The following is an 18,149-nucleotide window of genomic DNA, read 5'->3' as shown; positions in this document are numbered from 1 at the left end:
CCGAGGGCAGTGGCGTGATCGCCACTGCCTCCGGTCGCTTGACGCAAACTCTGCCAATGGGTTGCATACGTTCTGTGATCGTGCACCCCGCTCCCCCTTCCTGTTCACTTGTCTCCGTCAGGGCATCGTCACGGGCAGGGGGCGCCGCGTCATGGACCCGGTGATCATCGTCGGAGCGGGGCCGGTCGGACTCACGCTCGCCCTGGCGCTGGGCCGCCAGGAGGTGCCGTGCGTCGTCCTGGACGAGGGCCCCGGCAAGGACGAACCCCGTCCGGCGCGCACCGTCGTCCTGCGCGAGGACACGGCCGCCCTGCTGGAGCGGCTGACCGGGGTGGCGCTCGGTGAACAGGGTGTGCGCTGGGCCGGATGGCGGTCCCTCAGGCGCAAGCAGGTGATGAGCGAGATCACCTTCGGGGCGGCGGACCCCGCCGCCCCGCTGCACATCGCCCAGCACGTCCTCAGCGGCGCCCTGCGCGCGGCCATCGCCGACGAGCCACTGGTGAAGGTGGCCGTGGACAGCCGTCTGGACTCGATCGAGCAGGAGCGTTCCGGCGTCACCGCGCACACCCGCGGCCCGAACGGCACCTGGTGGCGCGGCAGTTACCTGGTCGGCTGCGACGGACCGCGCTCGACGGTGCGCAAACTCCAGGACATCCGCTTCCCCGGCCGTACGGCGGTGGAGCGGCACGCGGTCGCCGCGCTGCGCACGGAACTTCCGTGGCAGGGTCGGGCGTTGCTCCATCGGACGCCGCCGTGGCGGCAGTCCGGGCCCCCGGCCGGGGAGGTGACCGCCCGCCCCCTCCCGGACGGCGTGTGGCGCCTGGACTGGCTGCTGCCACCGGGCAAGGACCTGGTCACGCCCGAGATCCTGGTGGCCCGGATCCGCGAGACGCTCGCGGGCTGGACGGACGGCTCCACACCGGCGTACGAGCTGCTCGACACCGGTGTCCACACGGTGCACCACCGGCTGGCCCGCCGGTGGCGCGTCGGCCGGGTCTTCCTCGCCGGGGACGCGGCCCATCTGCTCGGCGCGCTCGGCACCCAGGGGCTGGACGAGGGCCTCAGGGACGCCGACAACCTCGCCTGGAAGCTGGCCCCGGCCTGGCACCACGGCCCGCGCGAGGCGCTGCTGGACAGCTACCAGACCGAACGGCGCGCGGTGGTCGCCGCCCGGCTGCGCGCCGCCGACCAGGTGCTGCCGGTGCTGCGCGGCGCCGGCGGCCTGCGTCAGATCGTCCCGGGTGCGGGGCGCGGCCACGATGCGCTACTCATGGACGGTCACTTGGGGCGCGGGCCGCTCGGTGCGCCGGGGGCGTACGCCAACTCGCCGCTCGCGCCCCGGCATCTGGAGGGTGAGGTCCCGGTCGACACCCCGGCCGGAGCACCCGTCACCGACGTACGGGTCACCGCGGAGGATGGTTCCTTCGTTCAACTGCGCGACCGGCTCGGCCGCGGCGCCCTGCTCGTCGTGCTGATCGCGCCCGGCACGGGGGTGTGGGACCGCAAGCACTGGGTCTCCGCAGGAGTGATGCCCCGGCTCGCGGCGGCCGTGACCGCGCTGCCCTACCCCGCCGAACTGCTGGTCGCCGAGAGCTACCCGGGTGCGCCGGCGCACAGCGTGCTGCTCGTGCGCCCCGACGGCCACCTGATCACCGCGCTGAGCGGCGTTCGTCCGGCCGACCTCTACGCGGCGGCGGAGGCGGCGGTGGGCGGCGCGGCCAAGGAGGAGCCGGCCCAGGCGGCCTCCGCCGCCCGCTGACCGCAGCCCAGTCACCCTCTGTCCACATGGTGACGGTGAGTTGACCGGAGTACACCGGCATGCTGTACTCCGGACCATGACCGACACCTGCGTGCGTCTGTGGCGGAGGGTCCATATGGACCTCGTCCGCTATGCGGGCTGCGTGTGTCGCCCGTCCTGCTGAATTCGCATCCCTCTTCCTGTCCGGGCGCCGCGGTGCGCCCGTTCCGCGAACCTTCTTCAGGCTTCAGGACGGTGTACGTGTCTGTCTCTCCCGCTCCCGTGTCCCCTGCCGTCGGCTCGGCACCCACCCAGGCGGACCTCCTCGACTTCGTCCGGCGCACGGCCGCCGACGCAGAGCTGATCGCCTCCCTTCCGCTCGACCCGGAGGGCCGCACCTGGGTGCGGCTGCAGGGTCCGGGCGGCAGCGAGGCATGGCTCATCGGCTGGCCGCCCGGAACCGGCACCGGCTGGCACGACCACGCCGACTCGGTCGGCGCGTTCCTCACCGCCTCGGGCGTTCTCAAGGAGAACTCGCTCGCCGCCCGGCTGCCGACCGACGGCTGGAAGACCCTGGAACTCACCGAGGACGTGGACCGCGCACGCCGGATGCCCGCGGGCGAGGGCCGCTCCTTCGGCTGCCACCATGTCCACGAGGTCCTCAACGAGTCCCACGACGAGCACGCGATCTCCGTGCACGCCTACTACCCGCCCCTGCCGCGCATCCGGCGCTACAGCCGTACGGGGCATGTGCTCCGCCTCGAGCAGGTCGAACGCCCGGAGGACTGGCAGTGAGCGGCACCATCGGTCAAGCCCCGGTCGGCATCGACGAGTTGCTGGAGCGGGTACGCGCCGGCTACCGGCGCATCGAGGCTCGGGAGGCGCACGAGGCGGCGCGGACCGGCGAGGCGCTGCTGGTCGACATCCGGTACGCGGCCCTGCGCGAGCGGGACGGGCTGATCCCCGGCGCTCTCGTCATCGAGCGCAACGAACTGGAATGGCGTCTCGATCCCCAGGGCAGCCACCGCGTCCCCGAGGCAACCGGCCACGACCTGCGCGTCGTAGTGATCTGCAATGAGGGCTACGCCTCCAGCCTCGCGGTCGCTTCCCTCCGGCAACTGGGCCTGCACCGGGCCACGGACCTCGTGGGCGGCTTCCAGGCGTGGCGGGCCGAGGGACTTCCAGTGGAGCCGACGACGCCCGGTTGACCCACCGCGGACGCGAGGGGTTCGCAGAACCCGACGGCTCCCCGCCCTGCGCACCGAAGACTCAGAAGTCGCCTTCTCCCAGGAAGTCCGTGTCCTCGCCCTCTTCCTCCATGGCCTGGCGGACGACACGGAGGGCCATGCCCTCGGGGTAGCCCTTGCGGGCGAGCATCCCGGCGAGCCGGCGGAGCCGCTTGTCACGGTCGAGGCCACGGGTGGCGCGCAGTTTGCGGTCCACGAGTTCGCGGGCCGTCGCCTCCTCCTGCTCGGAGTCGAGCTGGGAGACGGCCTCGTCGATCAGCGTCTTGTCGACCCCTTTGGTGCGCAGCTCCTGGGCCAGCGCCCGGCGCGCAAGCCCCCTGCCATGGTGCCGGGACTCCACCCAGGCGTCGGCGAACGCGCTGTCGTCGATCAGCCCGACCTCCTCGAACCGCGACAGCACCTCCTCGGCCACGTCCTCGGGGATCTCCCGCTTGCGCAGGGCGTCCGCGAGTTGCTTGCGGGTGCGCGGGGTCCCGGTGAGCAGGCGCAGGCAGATCGCCCGTGCCCGCTCAGCCGGGTCCCCTGAAGACTCCCCCCGCTCGGCCCTCGACGAGGAAGGGGCGCCTTCGTCCTCATCGGGCGCGTCCCCGAAGCCGCGCCGCCGCCGGCCGCGCCCGCGCTCGCCCCGCGGGCCGACGCCACCTCGGGAGCGCCGGCCGGGCGAGCCGCCCCCGTACGGCTCGTCGCCCGTGTCACCTCGGTGGGCGCCGCCGGCATCCCCGTACCCGCCGGTGCCGCGGTACTCGTCGTGCCCGTCGTGACCCTCGTAACCGTCGTCCGGGTATCCGCCGTCGCCGCCCGGGGCGGCGCCCGGGTGGCCCCCGGTGCCCCTCCCCCGTGGGGCACCGGGGGTGGCGTACTCGTACTCGGCCCAGTCGGTTCGTCGTGTCACGGGTCAGCTCTTGGCTGCGGCGGCCTTGGGCTTGGTGGCCTTGGCGGCTGCCGGGGCGGGCGCCGTCTTGGCGTCGTCGGCGGCCGCGGCAGTGACCGCGGCATCCCCGCCCGGCTCGGCGGCGGGCTCCTCCGGCCGGACACCGACGCCCAGCTTCTCCTTGATCTTCTTCTCGATCTCGTTGGCCAGATCGGGGTTGTCCTTGAGGAAGTTGCGCGCGTTCTCCTTGCCCTGGCCGAGCTGGTCGCCCTCGTACGTGTACCAGGCACCGGCCTTGCGGACGAAGCCGTGCTCCACGCCCATGTCGATCAGGCCGCCCTCGCGGCTGATGCCCTGGCCGTAGAGGATGTCGAACTCGGCCTGCTTGAAGGGCGGGGCGACCTTGTTCTTCACGACCTTGCAGCGGGTGCGGTTGCCGACCGCCTCCGTGCCGTCCTTCAGGGTCTCGATGCGGCGGATGTCGATACGCACCGAGGCGTAGAACTTCAGCGCGCGGCCACCAGTCGTGGTCTCCGGGGAGCCGAACATCACGCCGATCTTCTCGCGGAGCTGGTTGATGAAGATCGCGGTGGTCTTGGACTGGTTGAGCGCGCTGGTGATCTTCCGCAGGGCCTGGCTCATCAGCCGGGCCTGGAGGCCGACGTGGCTGTCGCCCATCTCGCCCTCGATCTCCGCGCGCGGGACGAGCGCGGCGACGGAGTCGATGACGATCAGGTCGAGGGCACCGGAGCGGACCAGCATGTCCACGATCTCCAGGGCCTGCTCGCCGTTGTCGGGCTGGGAGAGGATCAGGTTGTCGATGTCGACGCCGAGCTTGCGCGCGTACTCGGGGTCGAGGGCGTGCTCCGCGTCCACGAAGGCGACCTGACCGCCGGCCTTCTGGGCGTTGGCCACGGCGTGCAGGGTCAGGGTCGTCTTACCCGAGGACTCCGGGCCGTAGATCTCGACGACACGGCCGCGCGGCAGGCCACCGACGCCGAGGGCGACGTCGAGCGCGGTCGACCCGGTCGGGATGACCTCGATGGGCTCCTTCGACCGCTCGCCCATGCGCATGACCGCGCCCTTGCCGAATTGCCGTTCAATCTGCGCGAGCGCGGCGTCGAGCGCCTTCTCGCGGTCGGTTCCTGCCATGGGTTCCACCCGGTTTGCTTGAGTCGATCGCTTCACGTCAAAGACGCTAACGCCTGCCACTGACAATGCGCCCCGACGCAGGCCCAGCCTGTGGATAACCCTGGGACTTCTTCCCGCAAAACGGGGCGAAATCCACCGCCAAAGCCTCGCCTGAGCCTCCATAAGAATGGATGTTCGATTTTGGTGTCAAGCACACCACGCGGTGCCCGGAACCCGTGCTCCGGCGCCGCACCGCTACTCCCGGCGGCGTACGGCGGGTGTCTTCGGCCGGACGACGACCGGGCGTGCCGCTCCCGGGAGCCTTGGCCCATGGACAATCCGCGCGCCGTCGACCGCCTCTGTCATGCGACGGGGCTGCTTCTCGTCCTGTCCGGTCTCGGGCACCTGGGCGTGTTCGCGGTCGACGGGGGCCCGTGGGTCGGCCCTGTCTCCTGGCGCAAGCCCGTCACGTTCGGACTGTCCTTCGGGCTGACGCTCATCGCGATCACATGGGTCACGTCGTATCTGCACGTCGGCCCGCGGCTGCGCTCGGCCCTGCTGCTCGTCCTCGCCGCCGACTGCGTGGTGGAGGCCGGCGGGATCACCCTCCAGGCGTGGCGCAGGGTGCCCTCGCACCTGAACATGGAGACCCCCTTCGACACGGCGGTGTCCATGACCCTCGCGGTCGGCGGCGGTGTCCTGGTCGCCCTGCTCACGGTGTTCGCCGTCGCGTCCTTCCCGCACCGGCCGACAGGCCCGGCCGGAATGCCGCTCGCGGTCCGCTCCGGGTTCGCGATCCTGCTGGTGGCACTGGCCTCCGGGGCGGCGATGATCGCGCGCGGGGTCGTACTGACCCGCACCGGCCATCAGGAGGCCGCCTACCGTTCGACGGCCCCGCTCAAGCCCCTGCACGGCGTGAGCCTGCACGCCGTGTTCGCCCTGCCCGCGCTGGCCTGGCTGCTGTCCCGCTCACCCTGGAGCGAACGGACACGCCGGCGGATCGTGGCCACAGCGGTCGGCTGCTATACGGCGGCCGTCGCCGCAGCGGGAGTGCGGGCGGTGCTGACGTACCGATGACCGGACCCAGGCGGCACCGGCCCACCCCGTGCTTCTCCGGTCACCGGCCCGCGGCATCCGTTTCCGAGGCGCACCGCCCTACGACGACTCCTCCGGCTCGGGCTGCACGGCCCGCGGTCGGCGTATCCGCGCCAGCACCCCGGCACCGCCCGGGCCCCGGCTCCGGTGCCCGTGCACCCTGGGGTCGTCCGTGACGGCGTAGCGCTTCACATACGCCCCGAGGAACGCCTGGAGGGTGGCCACCGCCGGGATGGCGATCAGCGCGCCGACGGCGCCCAACAGCGCGGTGCCGGCGATGACCGAGCCGAAGGCGACCGCGGGGTGGATGTCGACGGTCCTGGCGGTCAGCTTCGGCTGGAGCATGTAGTTCTCGAACTGCTGGTAGACCACCACGAAGGCCAGCACCCACACCGCGTACCAGGGGTCGACGGTGAACGCGATCAGCATCGGCAGCGCGCCGGCGAGATAGGTGCCGATGGTCGGGATGAACTGCGAGACCAGGCCCACCCAGACGCCGAGCACGGGCGCGTACGGCACGCCGAGGGCCTGGAGCAGGATGTAGTGGGCGATGCCGGAGATGAGCGCCATCAGGCCGCGCGAGTAGAGGTAGCCGCCCGTCTTGTCGACGGCGATCTCCCAGGCGCGCAGCACCTCGGCCTGACGTGCGGGCGGCAGGACGGAGCACAGGGCGCGGCGCAGCCGGGGACCGTCGGCCGCGAAGCAGAAGGAGAACAGCCCCACCGTCAGCATCTGGAACAGCCCGCCGAGCACCTGTGCGGAGACGTCGAGGACACCGGCGGCGCTGTTCTGCGCGTACTTGCGCAGCCAGTCGGAGTGGAGCAGGCCCTCCTGGACGTCCACCCGCCGCAGCTCGGTGTGGAAGCTCTCGTTGATCCAGTTGATGAGCGAGTCAAGGTAGTCCGGGAAGCCCTCGACCATCTTGATGATCTGGCCGGCCAGCATGGAGCCGAGCAGGGTGACGAACCCGGCGACGGCGATCGTCAGCCCGAGGAAGACCAGGAAGGTGGCCAGCCCCCGGCGCATGCCGCGGGCGGCCATCCGGCTCACCGCGGGCTCTATCGCGAGGGCCAGGAAGAACGCGATCAATATGTTGATCAACAGCCCGGTCAGCTGGTGGAAGGCCCAGCTGCCGAGCTGGAACGCGGCGATCAGCGCGAGCGCGAGCACCATGGCGCGCGGCAGCCAGCGCGGCATGCGGCCGACCGCGGCGACGGCGTCGGGAGCCGTGGGCCGCTCGGGCCGTGTCGTGCCGGTCGCTGCCGCGTCCCCGGTCAGCGACTCGTTGTCCTCGTCAATCGGTGCCACCGGCCAAGTCTCGCCCACGCCACCGACAACCGGCGCCCACCTGCGATCTTCGTGACCGATCGGTGCCGTACGGCCGGTCTCTTCACGGACGAATCGGAAACTTCCAGGCAGCGCGTCAGCGCCGCTCGCCCGGCACGTTCATGACCGTGCAGACCACGCGCCACACGTCCTTCGCGTCCCAGCCGGCGTTCAGCGCCTCGTGCACCGTGCGCCCGCCCAGCTCGGACATGACGTGATCGCGCGCGAAGGTGTCGGCGTACCCCGGACCGAAGTGTTCCGCCATCCGCTGCCAGAAGACCGTCAACCGCATGACTCCAGTATCCCGCCCCTGGGGGTGGGCCCCGGCCGGGAGCGCTTGCCGAGACCGCTTTCCGTCCTACGGTCTGACGCATGGCCGAAACAGGAGCTTCCCCACTCCCTTCCACGCCCCCGGCGCGCTCCCCGCTCTTCCGCGCCGAGCAGTTCGTGTGGCTCACCGCGCGCGTGCTGGAGCAGCGCCTCTTCGCGTACCACTTCCTGCACGGCACCCCGGACGCGGTCGAAGCGGCACTGGACGCCTACCGCAACGAGGACGGCGGGTACGGGCACGCGCTGGAGCCCGATCTGCGCGGCCCCGTGAGCCAGCCCCTGCACTCTGCGCACGCGCTGCGCGTCCTGGACGACATCGGGCGCTGCGGCGGGCAGCGGGTCGAGCGCGTGTGCCGCTATCTGACCTCGATCTCCACCGCGGACGGCGCCCTGCCGGCGATCCATCCCAGCCAGCGCGGATATCCGGTGGCACCGTTCGTCCCGGTCGTCGACGACCCTCCCAGCGCGCTGCTCGCCACGGGACCGGTGGTGGGGCTGCTGCACCGCAACGAGGTGTGGCACGCCTGGCTGTTCCGGGCCACCGACTTCTGCTGGCAGGCCGTGGAGTCCCTGGAGAAGTCCCATCCGTACGAGGTGGAGGCCGCCGTGGCCTTCCTGGACTCCGCTCCCGACCGCTCGCGCGCTGAGGCCGCCGCGGACCGGCTCGGCCGCCTGGTGCGGGAGCAGCGGCTCGCGGCCCTGGAGCCGGACCGGCTCGACGCGTATCCGGTCGCGCCCGGTTACGCTCCGGGCGAGCATCACTTCCCGCACGACTTCGCCAGGACTCCGGACTCACTCGCGCGCGCGTGGTTCACGGACGACGAGATGGCACGCTCCCTGGACCACCTGGCCGCCGAGCAGCAGGACGACGGCGGCTGGCCGATCCGGTGGCACCAGTGGGCACCGGCCCCCGCACTGGAGGCACGCCCCCGGGTGACGATCGAGGCACTGCGCACCCTGCGGGCGTACGGCCGTTTCGTCGGGTGAGCCGGTGGCGTACGGCCGCCCGCCCGGCGTCCGGGCCCGACCGGTTCGCGCGCGGAACCGCCCCCGTGAGCCGCGTCGGCCCGCGTCGGTCCCGCGTCATCCGCCGAGGGCCCGTACGCCCGCCGTCACGATCACGGCCGCCGCGACGACCAGCAGGAACGGCGCACGCAGCACGAGCGCCACGGCGGCCGCGCCGAGCCCCGCGACCCGTGCGTCCAGCACGAGCCCGTGCCCGTCGGCGAACGTCTGCTGCGCCGTGAGCGCGGCGAGGAGGGCGACGGGCAGCAGGGCGGCGAGCCGCCGTACGAACGGTCGCTCCATGGCGCCCGCGGGCACCAGCAGCCCGGCGAGCTTGACGGCGTAGCAGCCGAAGGCGGTCAAGGCGATCGCTGTCCAGGTGTTCACCGGTCCTCCTCCGCTGCGGCGCCGCCGTTCGGTCCGCTCACCGGCTCGCCCTGTGGGCCGCGTGGCCTTCTGCGTCCCTCGGCGACCAGAGCGATCGGTGCCGCCAGGGCCGCCACCAGGACCGGGACGCCGGCCGGGAGGACGGGCAGCAGACCGAGGCCCAGCAGGACCGCCAGGCCGGCGACCGCGCGCTCGGTGGCCGTCCGCAGCATCGGCGCGAGCAGCGCCAGGAACACGGCGGGCCCGGCCGCGTCCAGCCCCCACGCGCGCGTGTCGCCGATCGCCTTGGCGCCGAGCGCGCCGAGCAGCGTGGTGAGGTTCCAGAGCGCGTACAGCGTGAGCCCGGTGACGGTGAAGCCGATCCGCCGGGCGCGCCGGGTCGGCTGGGCCAGGGTGACCGCCGTGGTCTCGTCGATCACCCACTGGGCGGCGAACGGCCGTACCCCGCGCGGGAGGTCGAGCAGCTGCGACAGCCGCAGCCCGTAGAAGGCGTTGCGCACGCCGAGGAAGAAGGCGCCAGCGGCCGCCGTGAACGGACTGCCTCCCGCGGCGAGCGCTCCGACCAGGGCGAACTGGGATGCGCCGGTGAAGACCAGGAGGCTGAGCGCGCAGGTCTGGAGCAGTCCGAGCCCGCTGCCGGCCGAGGTCACCCCGAAGGCGAATCCGGACAGGCCGACGGCGACGCCGACCCCGAGGGCGTCCCGTACGACGGCCCGGTCGGACTTGTCCGCGCCGTCGGCGATCATGTCCGCGAGTGCTGTCTGCTGTGCCACGCCGCAGACGGTACGGACATCCCTCACCCCGGGTCTTGTACGTTCTTGCGCCCGCGCATGTTCTTCGGCTCGCCGGTGTTCCTGCGCTCGCGCTGGTAGGCGCCCGGGGGCACGCCGATGATCCGGGTGAAGTGCCGGTTGAGGTGCGGCTGGTCGGTGAAGCCGACCGCGGTCGCCGCCTCGGCGGGGGGCGACCCCGCGTCCAGCAGGAGCCGCGCGCGGCGCACGCGGGCGTCGGTCAGCCAGGTGTGCGGCGGCATGCCGTACGCGTCACGGAACGCCCGCAGGAGCGCGAACGGGCTGGTGCCGAGGTCGGCGGCCAGCCGTTCCAGGGTCGGCGGCTCGGCCATCCGCTCGTCCAGCACCGCACGCGCGCGTGCCGCGATACCGGCTCCGGCCGTGCGGACCGGCCGCTGGGGCAGCGGTCCGCCGTTCAATCGCAGCAGTCTCGTCACGGCGACCCGCAGCAGGGTGTCGGCGGCCAGCGCGTTGCCCTCGTCGGCGGCGCGCAGCACCTGGTGGACCAGGCGGACGGTGTAGGGGTCGTCGAGGACGGGACTGACGAAACCCGGCGTGCCCCGGATGGTGGTGGTCTCGGCGGCGATCGCGGCGACCACCTCGGGCGAGGGGTAGACCGCGCCGTACCGCCAGCCCTCGGGGACGCCGGCGCGCCCGGTGTGGGCGGTGTCGGGGTTGACCAGGGCGAGGGCTCCCGCGCCCGCGGACACGTCGGAGCCGCGGTGGTGGAAGACCTCGACGCCGTCGGCTATGGCCGCGATCACGAAGTGCTCGTGGGTGTGCCGGACGAAGGTCTTGTGGATGTACCGGGCCCGCAGGAGGTCCACGCCCGGCAGGTCGTCGTACCGCCAGTGCCGCGCACGCTCCACCGGCCGACGCCCGCCCGTCTCCCCGCCCGTCCGTTGCTCGCCCCGCCGAGCCGCACCCGCCATGCGTCCATTCTCCGCCCACCGCCCGCACCCGCCCGCGGCCCGCTCCCCGTCCCACAGTCCCGCAGCCGCCACTACATCACTGCCCGCGACCGCGCCCCGGGGCCCACTCCCTGCCGCACGGCGTTTGCCCAGGTCAGGGTGATTGTCAGTGGCCGGGTGCAACATGGACGCATGGTCAGCTCCGCACACCGAGCCCTCGACGGCTTCTCACCCGCGACCCGCGGCTGGTTCACGGGGGCGTTCTCCGCGCCCACCGCGGCCCAGGCCGGCGCGTGGCGGGCCATCGGTGCGGGCTCGGACGTGCTGGTGGTGGCCCCGACCGGCTCGGGCAAGACACTGGCCGCGTTCCTCGCCGCCCTGGACCAGCTGGCCGCGACCCCGCCCCCGGCCGACCCGAGGAAGCGCTGCCGGGTGCTCTACGTGTCCCCGCTGAAGGCCCTCGCGGTCGACGTCGAGCGCAACCTCCGCAGCCCGCTGACCGGCATCCGACAGGAATCCGTGCGCCTGGGCCTGCCCGAGCCCGAGGTCAGGGTCGGCATCCGCTCCGGCGACACCCCGGCGGCCGAGCGGCGCGCCCTGTCCACCCGCCCGCCGGACATCCTGATCACCACCCCCGAGTCGCTGTTCCTGATGCTGACCTCGGCCACGCGCGACGCGCTCACGGGCGTGGAGACGGTGATCCTGGACGAGGTGCACGCGGTCGCGGGCACCAAGCGCGGCGCCCACCTCGCGCTCTCCCTGGAGCGACTCGACGAGCTGCTGCCGAAGCCGGCCCGCCGGATCGGCCTGTCGGCGACGGTCCGTCCGGTGGACGAGGTGGCCCGGTATCTCTCGCCCCGGCGCAAGGTGGAGATCGTTCAGCCGGAGTCCGGCAAGGAGTTCGACCTTTCCGTGGTCGTCCCGGTCGAGGACATGGGCGAACTGGGCGGCTCCCCGGCGACGGACGCGGCCGAGGGCGGGGAGCGGCCGTCGATCTGGCCGCATGTGGAGGAGCGGATCGCCGACCTGGTCCAGTCCCACCGCTCCACGATCGTCTTCGCCAACTCCCGGCGGCTCGCCGAGCGGCTGTGCAACCGGCTCAACGAGATCGCCTACGAACGGGCGACCGGCGAGACCCTGGACGAGCACCACGCGCCGGCCCAGCTGATGGGCGGCTCCGGCGCGGCCCAGGGCGCACCCCCGGTGATCGCCCGCGCGCACCACGGCTCGGTCTCCAAGGAGCAGCGCGCCCTGGTCGAGGAGGATCTGAAGGCGGGCCGGCTGCCCGCCGTGGTCGCCACGTCCAGCCTGGAGCTGGGCATCGACATGGGCGCCGTCGACCTGGTCGTGCAGGTCGAGTCGCCGCCCTCGGTCGCCTCCGGTCTCCAGCGCGTCGGCCGCGCGGGGCACCAGGTGGGCGCCATCTCCACCGGTGTCGTCTTCCCCAAGTACCGCGGCGACCTCGTCCAGGCAGCCGTGGTCACCGAGCGGATGCGCACGGGCTCGATCGAGTCCCTGAAGGTGCCGGCGAACCCGCTCGACGTGCTAGCGCAGCAACTGGTCGCGATGACGGCCCTGGACACCTGGCAGTTCGACGACCTGCTCGCCGTGGTCCGCCGTGCGGCCCCCTTCGCCTCGCTGCCCGAGTCGGCGTTCACGGCGGTCCTCGACATGCTCGCGGGCCGCTATCCGTCCGACGCGTTCGCGGAGCTGCGTCCGCGCGTGGTGTGGGACCGCGTGACCGGCGAGATCACCGGCCGCCCGGGTGCCCAGCGCCTGGCCGTCACCTCCGGCGGCACGATCCCCGACCGCGGCCTGTTCGGGGTCTTCCTCGCCGGTTCCGACCCCAAGAAGGGCGGCGGCCGGGTCGGCGAGCTGGACGAGGAGATGGTCTACGAGTCCCGGGTGGGCGACGTCTTCACGCTGGGCACGAGTTCCTGGCGCATCGAGGACATCACCCGCGACCGGGTCCTGGTCTCCCCCGCGCCCGGCGTGCCGGGCCGGCTGCCCTTCTGGAAGGGCGACCAGCTGGGCCGCCCGCTCGAACTGGGCCGCGCGGTGGGCGCGTTCCTGCGCGAGGTCGGCTCGCTGCCCAAGGACGACGCCCGGCTGCGGCTGCTCGCGGCGGGCCTGGACGCCTGGGCGGCGGACAACGTGCTGTCGTACCTGGACGAGCAGCGCGATGCCTGCGGCCATGTCCCGGACGACCGCACGATCGTCGTGGAGCGCTTCCGTGACGAACTGGGCGACTGGCGGGTCGTCGTGCACTCACCCTTCGGCGCCCAGGTGCACGCCCCGTGGGCCCTCGCGCTCGGCGCCCGCCTGTCCGAGCGGTACGGCATGGACGCGCAGGTCATGCACGCCGACGACGGCATCGTGCTGCGCCTGCCCGACGCCGACCTTATGGGCCTGGACCTGCTCGACCAGGCACCGATGAAGGCCGGGACGGAGTACGACGCCGAGCAGGCGCCCGTCGGCGCGGCGGACGTCGCCTTCGACAAGGGCGAGGTCGACCAGATCGTCACCGACCAGGTCGGCGGCTCCGCCCTGTTCGCCTCCCGGTTCCGCGAGTGCGCCGCCCGCGCGCTGCTGCTGCCGCGCCGCAACCCCGGCAAGCGCACCCCTCTGTGGCAACAGCGCCAGCGCGCTGCCCAACTTCTCCAGGTGGCGAGCGAGTTCGGCTCGTTCCCGATCGTCCTGGAGGCCGTCCGCGAATGCCTCCAGGACGTCTTCGACGTCCCCGGGCTCACGGAGCTGATGGGCGACATCGAGTCCCGCAAGGTACGCCTGGTCGAGGTCACCACCCCGGAGCCGTCCCCCTTCGCCCGCTCCCTCCTCTTCGGGTACGTCGCCCAGTTCCTGTACGAGGGCGACTCCCCGCTCGCCGAGCGCCGCGCCGCCGCGCTGTCCCTGGACTCCCGGCTGCTGTCCGAGCTGCTGGGCCAGGCGGAGCTGCGCGAACTGCTCGACGCCGAGGTGCTGACCGAGCTGGAGCGCGAGCTGCAGTGGCTCACCGAGGACCGCCGGGTCAAGGACGTGGAAGGCGTCGCCGACGTACTGCGGCTGCTCGGCCCGCTGACCGACGCCGAGCTGGTCGCGCGGGGCGCGGATGCGCAGTGGGCGCGCGAGCTGGCCGGCGCCCGCCGGGCCATCAAGGTCCGGATCGCCGGCGCCGACCACTGGGCGGCGGTCGAGGACGCGGGCCGGCTGCGCGACGCGCTCGGCACGGCACTGCCGGTCGGCGTGCCCGAGGCCTTCACCGAGCCGGTCAAGGACCCGCTGGGCGATCTCCTCGCCCGGTACGCCCGCACCCACGGCCCGTTCACGTCGGCCACGGCCGCGGCCCGCTTCGGCCTGGGCGTGGCGGTCACCGAGGGCGCCCTGCAACGGCTCGCCGCGAGCGGCCGAGTGGTGCAGGGCGAGTTCCATCCGGCGGGCATCGGCCAGGAGTGGTGCGACGCGGCCGTACTGCGCCGCCTGCGCCGCCGTTCCCTGGCGGCCCTGCGCCATGAGCTGGAGCCCGTGCCACCGGCCGCGCTCGCCCAATTCCTGCCCCAGTGGCAGCACATCGGCAAGGGGCACGGTCTGCGCGGCGTCGACGGACTGGTGCGCGCCGTCGAGCAGTTGCAGGGCGCCTCCGTGCCCGCCTCCGCGCTGGAGAAGCTGGTCCTGCCCTCCCGCGTGGCGAACTACACGCCCGCGATGCTCGACGAGTTGACGGCCGCCGGCGAAGTGGTGTGGTCCGGCGCGGGCGCGCTGCCCGGCAAGGACGGCTGGGTCTCCCTCTATCTGGCGGACGCGGCCCCGCTGTTGCTCCCGCCGCCCCATCCCCTGGAGCTGACCGCGCTCCACCAGTCCGTACTGGACGCCCTCTCCGGTGGCTACGGCCTGTTCTTCCGCCAGATCGCCGACCAGGTCCGTGCCACCACCCACCCCGACGTCACCGACCCCCAACTGGCCGATGCACTCTGGGATCTGGCCTGGTCGGGCCGGCTCACCAACGACACCCTCGCGCCGATGCGCTCCCTGCTGGGCTCGGGCCGTACGGCGGGGTCGACCGCGCACCGCGCCAAGCGCGCCGTCCCGCGCGGGCGCTACGGCTCCCTGACGGCCGCCGCGCGTACTGCGTCCCGTACCGGTCCGCCGACGGTCGCCGGGCGCTGGTCACTGCTCCCGACGGCCGAGCCGGACCCCACCGTGCGCGCGCACGCGCTGGCCCGCACCCTGCTGGACCGGCACGGCGTGGTCACCCGCGGGGCGGTCGCCGCGGAGGGGGTCGAGGGCGGCTTCTCGGCGGTGTACCGCGTGCTGTCCGCGTTCGAGGAGAGCGGCCAGGCGCGGCGCGGCTATGTGGTCGAGGGCCTGGGCGCGGCCCAGTTCGCCATGGACGGCGCGGTGGACCGGCTCCGGGCGGTGTCCAACGCCCGCGACCGCGGCGAGAGCCTGACCGCCGCGGCCCCCGGAAACGGTTTCCCAAGTCCCTCGAACGGCTTCGCCGCACCGCCGTTCCCGAACGACTTCGGCGGAGGCGACGGCCCACCCCACGAACACCCCCTCCCCGGCGCCTTCGACGGGTCGGACGGCGGTTTCGCCCACCCCGGCCTCGACGGCGACTTCACCTGGCCACCGGCAGACCCCCCGCCCGGCCCCGGCGACTATGTCTCGCCCCGCGACCTCGCCGACCCCTTCGCCTCCCCCGGCTACGGCGGCCCCAGAGCCGGCGCCTACGGCTCACCGGCGCACCGGGGTTATGGCAGTGGTCGTACGGGCACGGCCGCACCCGACCCACGTGCCGTGGTCCTCGCCGCGGCCGATCCCGCCAACGCGTATGGCGCCGCCCTGTCCTGGCCCGAGCCGCCGACCGGTGCCGGGCACAAGCCGGGCCGCAAGGCGGGCTCGCTGGTCGTCCTGGTGGAAGGCGAGCTGACGCTGTACATGGAGCGCGGCGGCAAGACCCTGCTGGCCTGGCCCGCCGGCCCGGACACCGCTGCCCCGGACGACCCCCGGCTCCGTACGGCCGCGCAGGCCCTGGCCGCGGCGGCCCGCGCGGGTTCCCTCGGCACGGTCACGGTCGAGCGGATCAACGGCGCCCAGGCCCTGACCTCGCCCATAGGCACCCTTCTCGAAGCAGCGGGCTTCGTGGCGACACCGCGCGGCCTGCGCCTGAGAGCGTGACCGCCGACGGGCGTCCCCGCCGCCACCGCCACCGCCACCGCCACCGCCACCGCCACCGCCACCGCCACCGCCACCGCCACCGCCACCCGAACGCCCACCTCACCCGACCGTGGCACCCTTGACGCATGCCCGAAGGTGACACGGTCTGGCAGGCCGCGAGGCGGCTGCACGAGGCCCTCGCGGGCAAGGCGCTGACCCGCAGCGACTTCCGGGTGCCGAAGTACGCGACGGTCGACATCACCGGCACTACGGTGCTCAGCACGATCCCGCGCGGCAAACACCTGCTCACCCGGTTCGAGGGCGGCCTGACCCTCCACACGCATCTGCGCATGGAGGGAGCCTGGAAGGTGTACGGCATCGGCGAGCGCTGGCGGGGCGGTCCGGCACACCAGATCAGGGCGATCCTCGGCACCGCCGACCGCACGGCCGTGGGCTACCGGCTCCAGGTCCTGGAGCTGCTGCGCACGAGCGAGGAGGAGCGGGTCGTCGGCCATCTGGGCCCCGACCTGCTCGGCCCGGACTGGAATCCCGAGCGTGCCCTCGCCAACCTCCTCGGCGATCCCGCCCGCGCGCTCGGCGAGGCCCTGCTCGACCAGCGCAACCTCGCCGGCATCGGCAACATCTACAAGAGCGAGCTGTGCTTCCTGCTGGGCGTCACCCCATGGCTGCCGGTCGGCGCGCTGCCCGCGGACCGCGCGGAGAAGCTGCCTGCGCTCGCCAAGAGACTCCTGGAGGCGAACCGGGACCGCCCGGTCCGCCAGACCACGGGCCTGCACCGGCACGACCTGTTCGTCTACGGCCGCGCACCCCGCCCCTGCCTGCGCTGCCACACCCCGGTCCGCATGGCCGACCAGGGCGACGGCTCCCGGGAACGCCCCACCTACTGGTGCCCGACCTGCCAGACGGGCCCCGCCCCGGCCCCGGGCTCACCGCAACACCGGCGAGACCGCCGACCCCGCCGCACCGCCTGACGCCCCGCCCGACACCGCTCCGGCGTCGTCGGCACTGGCGTTGTCGGAGCGACATCGGCGGCCACTGACACCGTAATTGACGATCCGTCAGAAACGGCCGTACCGTCGCTCCATGCCCCTCACCGCGTACGACCTCACCGCACGCACCGCGTTCGTCACCGGAGCCGCCGGCGGTATCGGCCGGGCCTCCGCCGTGCTGCTCGCCGAGGCGGGGGCGACCGTGCACTGCGCCGACCGGGACGCGGACGGCCTGCAGGGCACGGCGGAGCTGATCGAGAAGCGCGGCGGCACGGCCCGTACGCATGTCCTGGATGTCACCGACCGGGCCCGGCTCGCCGAGGCCGTCCGGTCCTGCGAGCGCCTGGACGTGATGGCGGCGATCGCCGGGATCATGCACAGCAGCCCCGTGCTGGAGACGCGTGACGAGGATCTCGACCGGGTGCTGAACGTCAACTTCAAGGGCGTGCTGTACGCCTGCCAGGAGGCGGTCCGTTCGATGCTGGCCCATGACACGCGGGGCAGCATCGTGACCATGGCCTCCGGCGCGGTCGACACCGGAGGCCCCGGGCTGCTCTGCTACGGCGCGGCGAAGGCGGCCGTGGTCCAGCTGACCAGGACGCTGGCCACCGAGGTCGGCCGGCACGGCATCCGGGTCAACGCGATCGCGCCGGGCTGGATCCGCACCCCGATGACCGACCGCCACGACCGCGAGACGCAGGCGCACACCGAGGGCGTGATGGCCCGGATGGCACCGCTGGGCCGGGTCGGTGAGCCGGACGACGTCGCTCACGCCGTGCTCTACCTGGCGTCGGACGCCTCGGCGTTCACCACTGGTCAGATACTTCGCCCGAACGGGGGTGTGGCGATGCCCTGGTAGCGTCCCCCTCGCGCCAGGCGACCACCCAGCGCCCCTTCGACACGGCCCCCACCGTCTGCCCCTTGGGGACGCAGTGCACGGGCAGCAGGCTCAGCCCCCACCCGCCGGCCGCGACGGCGCCTTCCAGGAGACCCGCGCCCTGGCCCAGAGCGATCCGGAGCACGGCCCACCACCACAAGGCCGCGAACCCCAGCCCGACCGCCCAGCGCACTGTCCACGCCACCATGCCCGCCACCACCTCCTGCCGGACGCTAGGCCTCCGCCCGCCCGGCGGGGAAGGCGCACCACGGGCTC

Annotated in this window: 16 protein-coding genes; 9 read left to right on the top strand and 7 right to left on the bottom strand. The window is 73.4% G+C overall.

The genetic code is table 11. The features are described from left to right. Positions 1 to 151 precede the first annotated feature (151 nt). The 4 genes from ACFYOH_RS38755 (at position 152) to ACFYOH_RS38740 (ending at position 2,946) form a co-directional block, all read left to right on the top strand. Positions 152 to 1,759, top strand: coding sequence for an FAD-dependent monooxygenase (locus ACFYOH_RS38755; protein WP_388635671.1), 1,608 nt, complete (start codon positions 152 to 154; stop codon positions 1,757 to 1,759). A gap of 76 nt (positions 1,760 to 1,835) precedes the next feature. Then, positions 1,836 to 1,922 carry a putative leader peptide gene (locus tag ACFYOH_RS38750; RefSeq protein WP_313960178.1) on the top strand — a complete coding sequence of 29 codons (87 nt, stop codon included), beginning with the start codon at positions 1,836 to 1,838 and terminating at the stop codon, positions 1,920 to 1,922. A 77-nt stretch (positions 1,923 to 1,999) separates the two neighbouring features. Beyond that, positions 2,000 to 2,533, top strand: coding sequence for a cysteine dioxygenase (locus tag ACFYOH_RS38745; RefSeq protein WP_388635669.1), 534 nt, complete (start codon positions 2,000 to 2,002; stop codon positions 2,531 to 2,533). Continuing rightward, a complete protein-coding gene (locus ACFYOH_RS38740) occupies positions 2,530 to 2,946 on the top strand; it encodes a rhodanese-like domain-containing protein (RefSeq protein ID WP_388635667.1) in 417 nt (138 codons plus the stop codon). The genes ACFYOH_RS38745 and ACFYOH_RS38740 overlap by 4 nt, the downstream gene beginning before the upstream one ends. A gap of 61 nt (positions 2,947 to 3,007) precedes the next feature. Here the strand turns inward: ACFYOH_RS38740 and recX are convergent, their stop codons facing one another. Together recX and recA are read right to left on the bottom strand one after the other, a co-directional pair. Next, entirely contained in the window at positions 3,008 to 3,877 is an 870-nt protein-coding gene (gene recX, locus ACFYOH_RS38735) for a recombination regulator RecX (RefSeq protein WP_388635665.1), read from the bottom strand. A 3-nt stretch (positions 3,878 to 3,880) separates the two neighbouring features. Beyond that, positions 3,881 to 5,008, bottom strand: a complete 1,128-nt coding sequence (recA, locus tag ACFYOH_RS38730) for a recombinase RecA (protein ID WP_388635663.1) — start codon at positions 5,006 to 5,008, stop codon at positions 3,881 to 3,883. A 309-nt stretch (positions 5,009 to 5,317) separates the two neighbouring features. Here recA and ACFYOH_RS38725 point away from each other — a divergent pair, with 309 nt between their 5' ends. Continuing rightward, a complete protein-coding gene (locus ACFYOH_RS38725) occupies positions 5,318 to 6,064 on the top strand; it encodes a hypothetical protein (protein ID WP_388635661.1) in 747 nt (248 codons plus the stop codon). Positions 6,065 to 6,142: 78 nt separating this feature from the next. On the opposite strand, the gene ACFYOH_RS38720 is transcribed toward ACFYOH_RS38725, so the two are convergent. After that, the gene (locus ACFYOH_RS38720) at positions 6,143 to 7,390 is read right to left on the bottom strand and encodes an AI-2E family transporter (RefSeq protein ID WP_388635659.1); all 1,248 of its coding nucleotides are present in this window, start codon (positions 7,388 to 7,390) and stop codon (positions 6,143 to 6,145) included. A 115-nt stretch (positions 7,391 to 7,505) separates the two neighbouring features. Beyond that, on the bottom strand, positions 7,506 to 7,700 hold the full coding sequence (locus ACFYOH_RS38715) for a DUF3046 domain-containing protein (RefSeq protein ID WP_388635657.1): 195 nt from the start codon (positions 7,698 to 7,700) through the stop codon (positions 7,506 to 7,508). A gap of 80 nt (positions 7,701 to 7,780) precedes the next feature. Between ACFYOH_RS38715 and ACFYOH_RS38710 the strand changes: the two genes are divergently transcribed. Next, positions 7,781 to 8,725: a hypothetical protein gene (locus tag ACFYOH_RS38710; protein WP_388635655.1), complete on the top strand. Its 945-nt coding sequence runs from the start codon at positions 7,781 to 7,783 to the stop codon at positions 8,723 to 8,725. A 96-nt stretch (positions 8,726 to 8,821) separates the two neighbouring features. On the opposite strand, the gene ACFYOH_RS38705 is transcribed toward ACFYOH_RS38710, so the two are convergent. Genes ACFYOH_RS38705 through ACFYOH_RS38695 form a run of 3 tightly spaced genes read right to left on the bottom strand, consistent with a single transcriptional unit; the run spans position 8,822 to position 10,853 of the window. Then, a complete protein-coding gene (locus tag ACFYOH_RS38705) occupies positions 8,822 to 9,130 on the bottom strand; it encodes an AzlD domain-containing protein (RefSeq protein ID WP_388635653.1) in 309 nt (102 codons plus the stop codon). Beyond that, a complete protein-coding gene (locus tag ACFYOH_RS38700) occupies positions 9,127 to 9,903 on the bottom strand; it encodes an AzlC family ABC transporter permease (protein WP_388635651.1) in 777 nt (258 codons plus the stop codon). Before ACFYOH_RS38700 ends, ACFYOH_RS38705 begins: the two co-directional genes overlap by 4 nt. A gap of 23 nt (positions 9,904 to 9,926) precedes the next feature. Next, positions 9,927 to 10,853, bottom strand: a complete 927-nt coding sequence (locus ACFYOH_RS38695) for an AraC family transcriptional regulator (RefSeq protein WP_388635649.1) — start codon at positions 10,851 to 10,853, stop codon at positions 9,927 to 9,929. A 171-nt stretch (positions 10,854 to 11,024) separates the two neighbouring features. Here ACFYOH_RS38695 and ACFYOH_RS38690 point away from each other — a divergent pair, with 171 nt between their 5' ends. The 3 genes from ACFYOH_RS38690 (at position 11,025) to ACFYOH_RS38680 (ending at position 17,855) form a co-directional block, all read left to right on the top strand. Continuing rightward, positions 11,025 to 16,007, top strand: a complete 4,983-nt coding sequence (locus ACFYOH_RS38690; protein ID WP_388635647.1) for an ATP-dependent helicase — start codon at positions 11,025 to 11,027, stop codon at positions 16,005 to 16,007. A gap of 125 nt (positions 16,008 to 16,132) precedes the next feature. Further along, complete coding sequence (locus tag ACFYOH_RS38685) at positions 16,133 to 16,978, top strand: Fpg/Nei family DNA glycosylase (protein ID WP_388635645.1); 846 nt, start codon at positions 16,133 to 16,135, stop codon at positions 16,976 to 16,978. A 112-nt stretch (positions 16,979 to 17,090) separates the two neighbouring features. Beyond that, positions 17,091 to 17,855 carry an SDR family NAD(P)-dependent oxidoreductase gene (locus ACFYOH_RS38680; protein WP_388635643.1) on the top strand — a complete coding sequence of 255 codons (765 nt, stop codon included), beginning with the start codon at positions 17,091 to 17,093 and terminating at the stop codon, positions 17,853 to 17,855. The last annotated feature ends 294 nt before the right edge of the window (positions 17,856 to 18,149 follow it).

The organism is Streptomyces sp. NPDC007856, assembly GCF_042868225.1.
Lineage (GTDB): Bacteria > Actinomycetota > Actinomycetes > Streptomycetales > Streptomycetaceae > Streptomyces.
This window is presented reverse-complemented; position numbering and strand designations above follow the sequence as displayed.

What these genes read in the sequence shown, in the direction of transcription:
- ACFYOH_RS38755 (WP_388635671.1), top strand. Translation starts at nt 152, where the DNA reads ATGGACCCGGTGATCATCGTCGGAGCGGGGCCGGTCGGACTCACGCTC.
- ACFYOH_RS38750 (WP_313960178.1), top strand. Translation starts at nt 1,836, where the DNA reads ATGACCGACACCTGCGTGCGTCTGTGGCGGAGGGTCCATATGGACCTC.
- recA (WP_388635663.1), bottom strand. Translation starts at nt 5,008, where the DNA reads ATGGCAGGAACCGACCGCGAGAAGGCGCTCGACGCCGCGCTCGCGCAG.
- ACFYOH_RS38725 (WP_388635661.1), top strand. Translation starts at nt 5,318, where the DNA reads ATGGACAATCCGCGCGCCGTCGACCGCCTCTGTCATGCGACGGGGCTG.
- ACFYOH_RS38715 (WP_388635657.1), bottom strand. Translation starts at nt 7,700, where the DNA reads ATGCGGTTGACGGTCTTCTGGCAGCGGATGGCGGAACACTTCGGTCCG.
- ACFYOH_RS38710 (WP_388635655.1), top strand. Translation starts at nt 7,781, where the DNA reads ATGGCCGAAACAGGAGCTTCCCCACTCCCTTCCACGCCCCCGGCGCGC.
- ACFYOH_RS38695 (WP_388635649.1), bottom strand. Translation starts at nt 10,853, where the DNA reads ATGGCGGGTGCGGCTCGGCGGGGCGAGCAACGGACGGGCGGGGAGACG.
- ACFYOH_RS38690 (WP_388635647.1), top strand. Translation starts at nt 11,025, where the DNA reads ATGGTCAGCTCCGCACACCGAGCCCTCGACGGCTTCTCACCCGCGACC.
- ACFYOH_RS38685 (WP_388635645.1), top strand. Translation starts at nt 16,133, where the DNA reads ATGCCCGAAGGTGACACGGTCTGGCAGGCCGCGAGGCGGCTGCACGAG.
- ACFYOH_RS38680 (WP_388635643.1), top strand. Translation starts at nt 17,091, where the DNA reads ATGCCCCTCACCGCGTACGACCTCACCGCACGCACCGCGTTCGTCACC.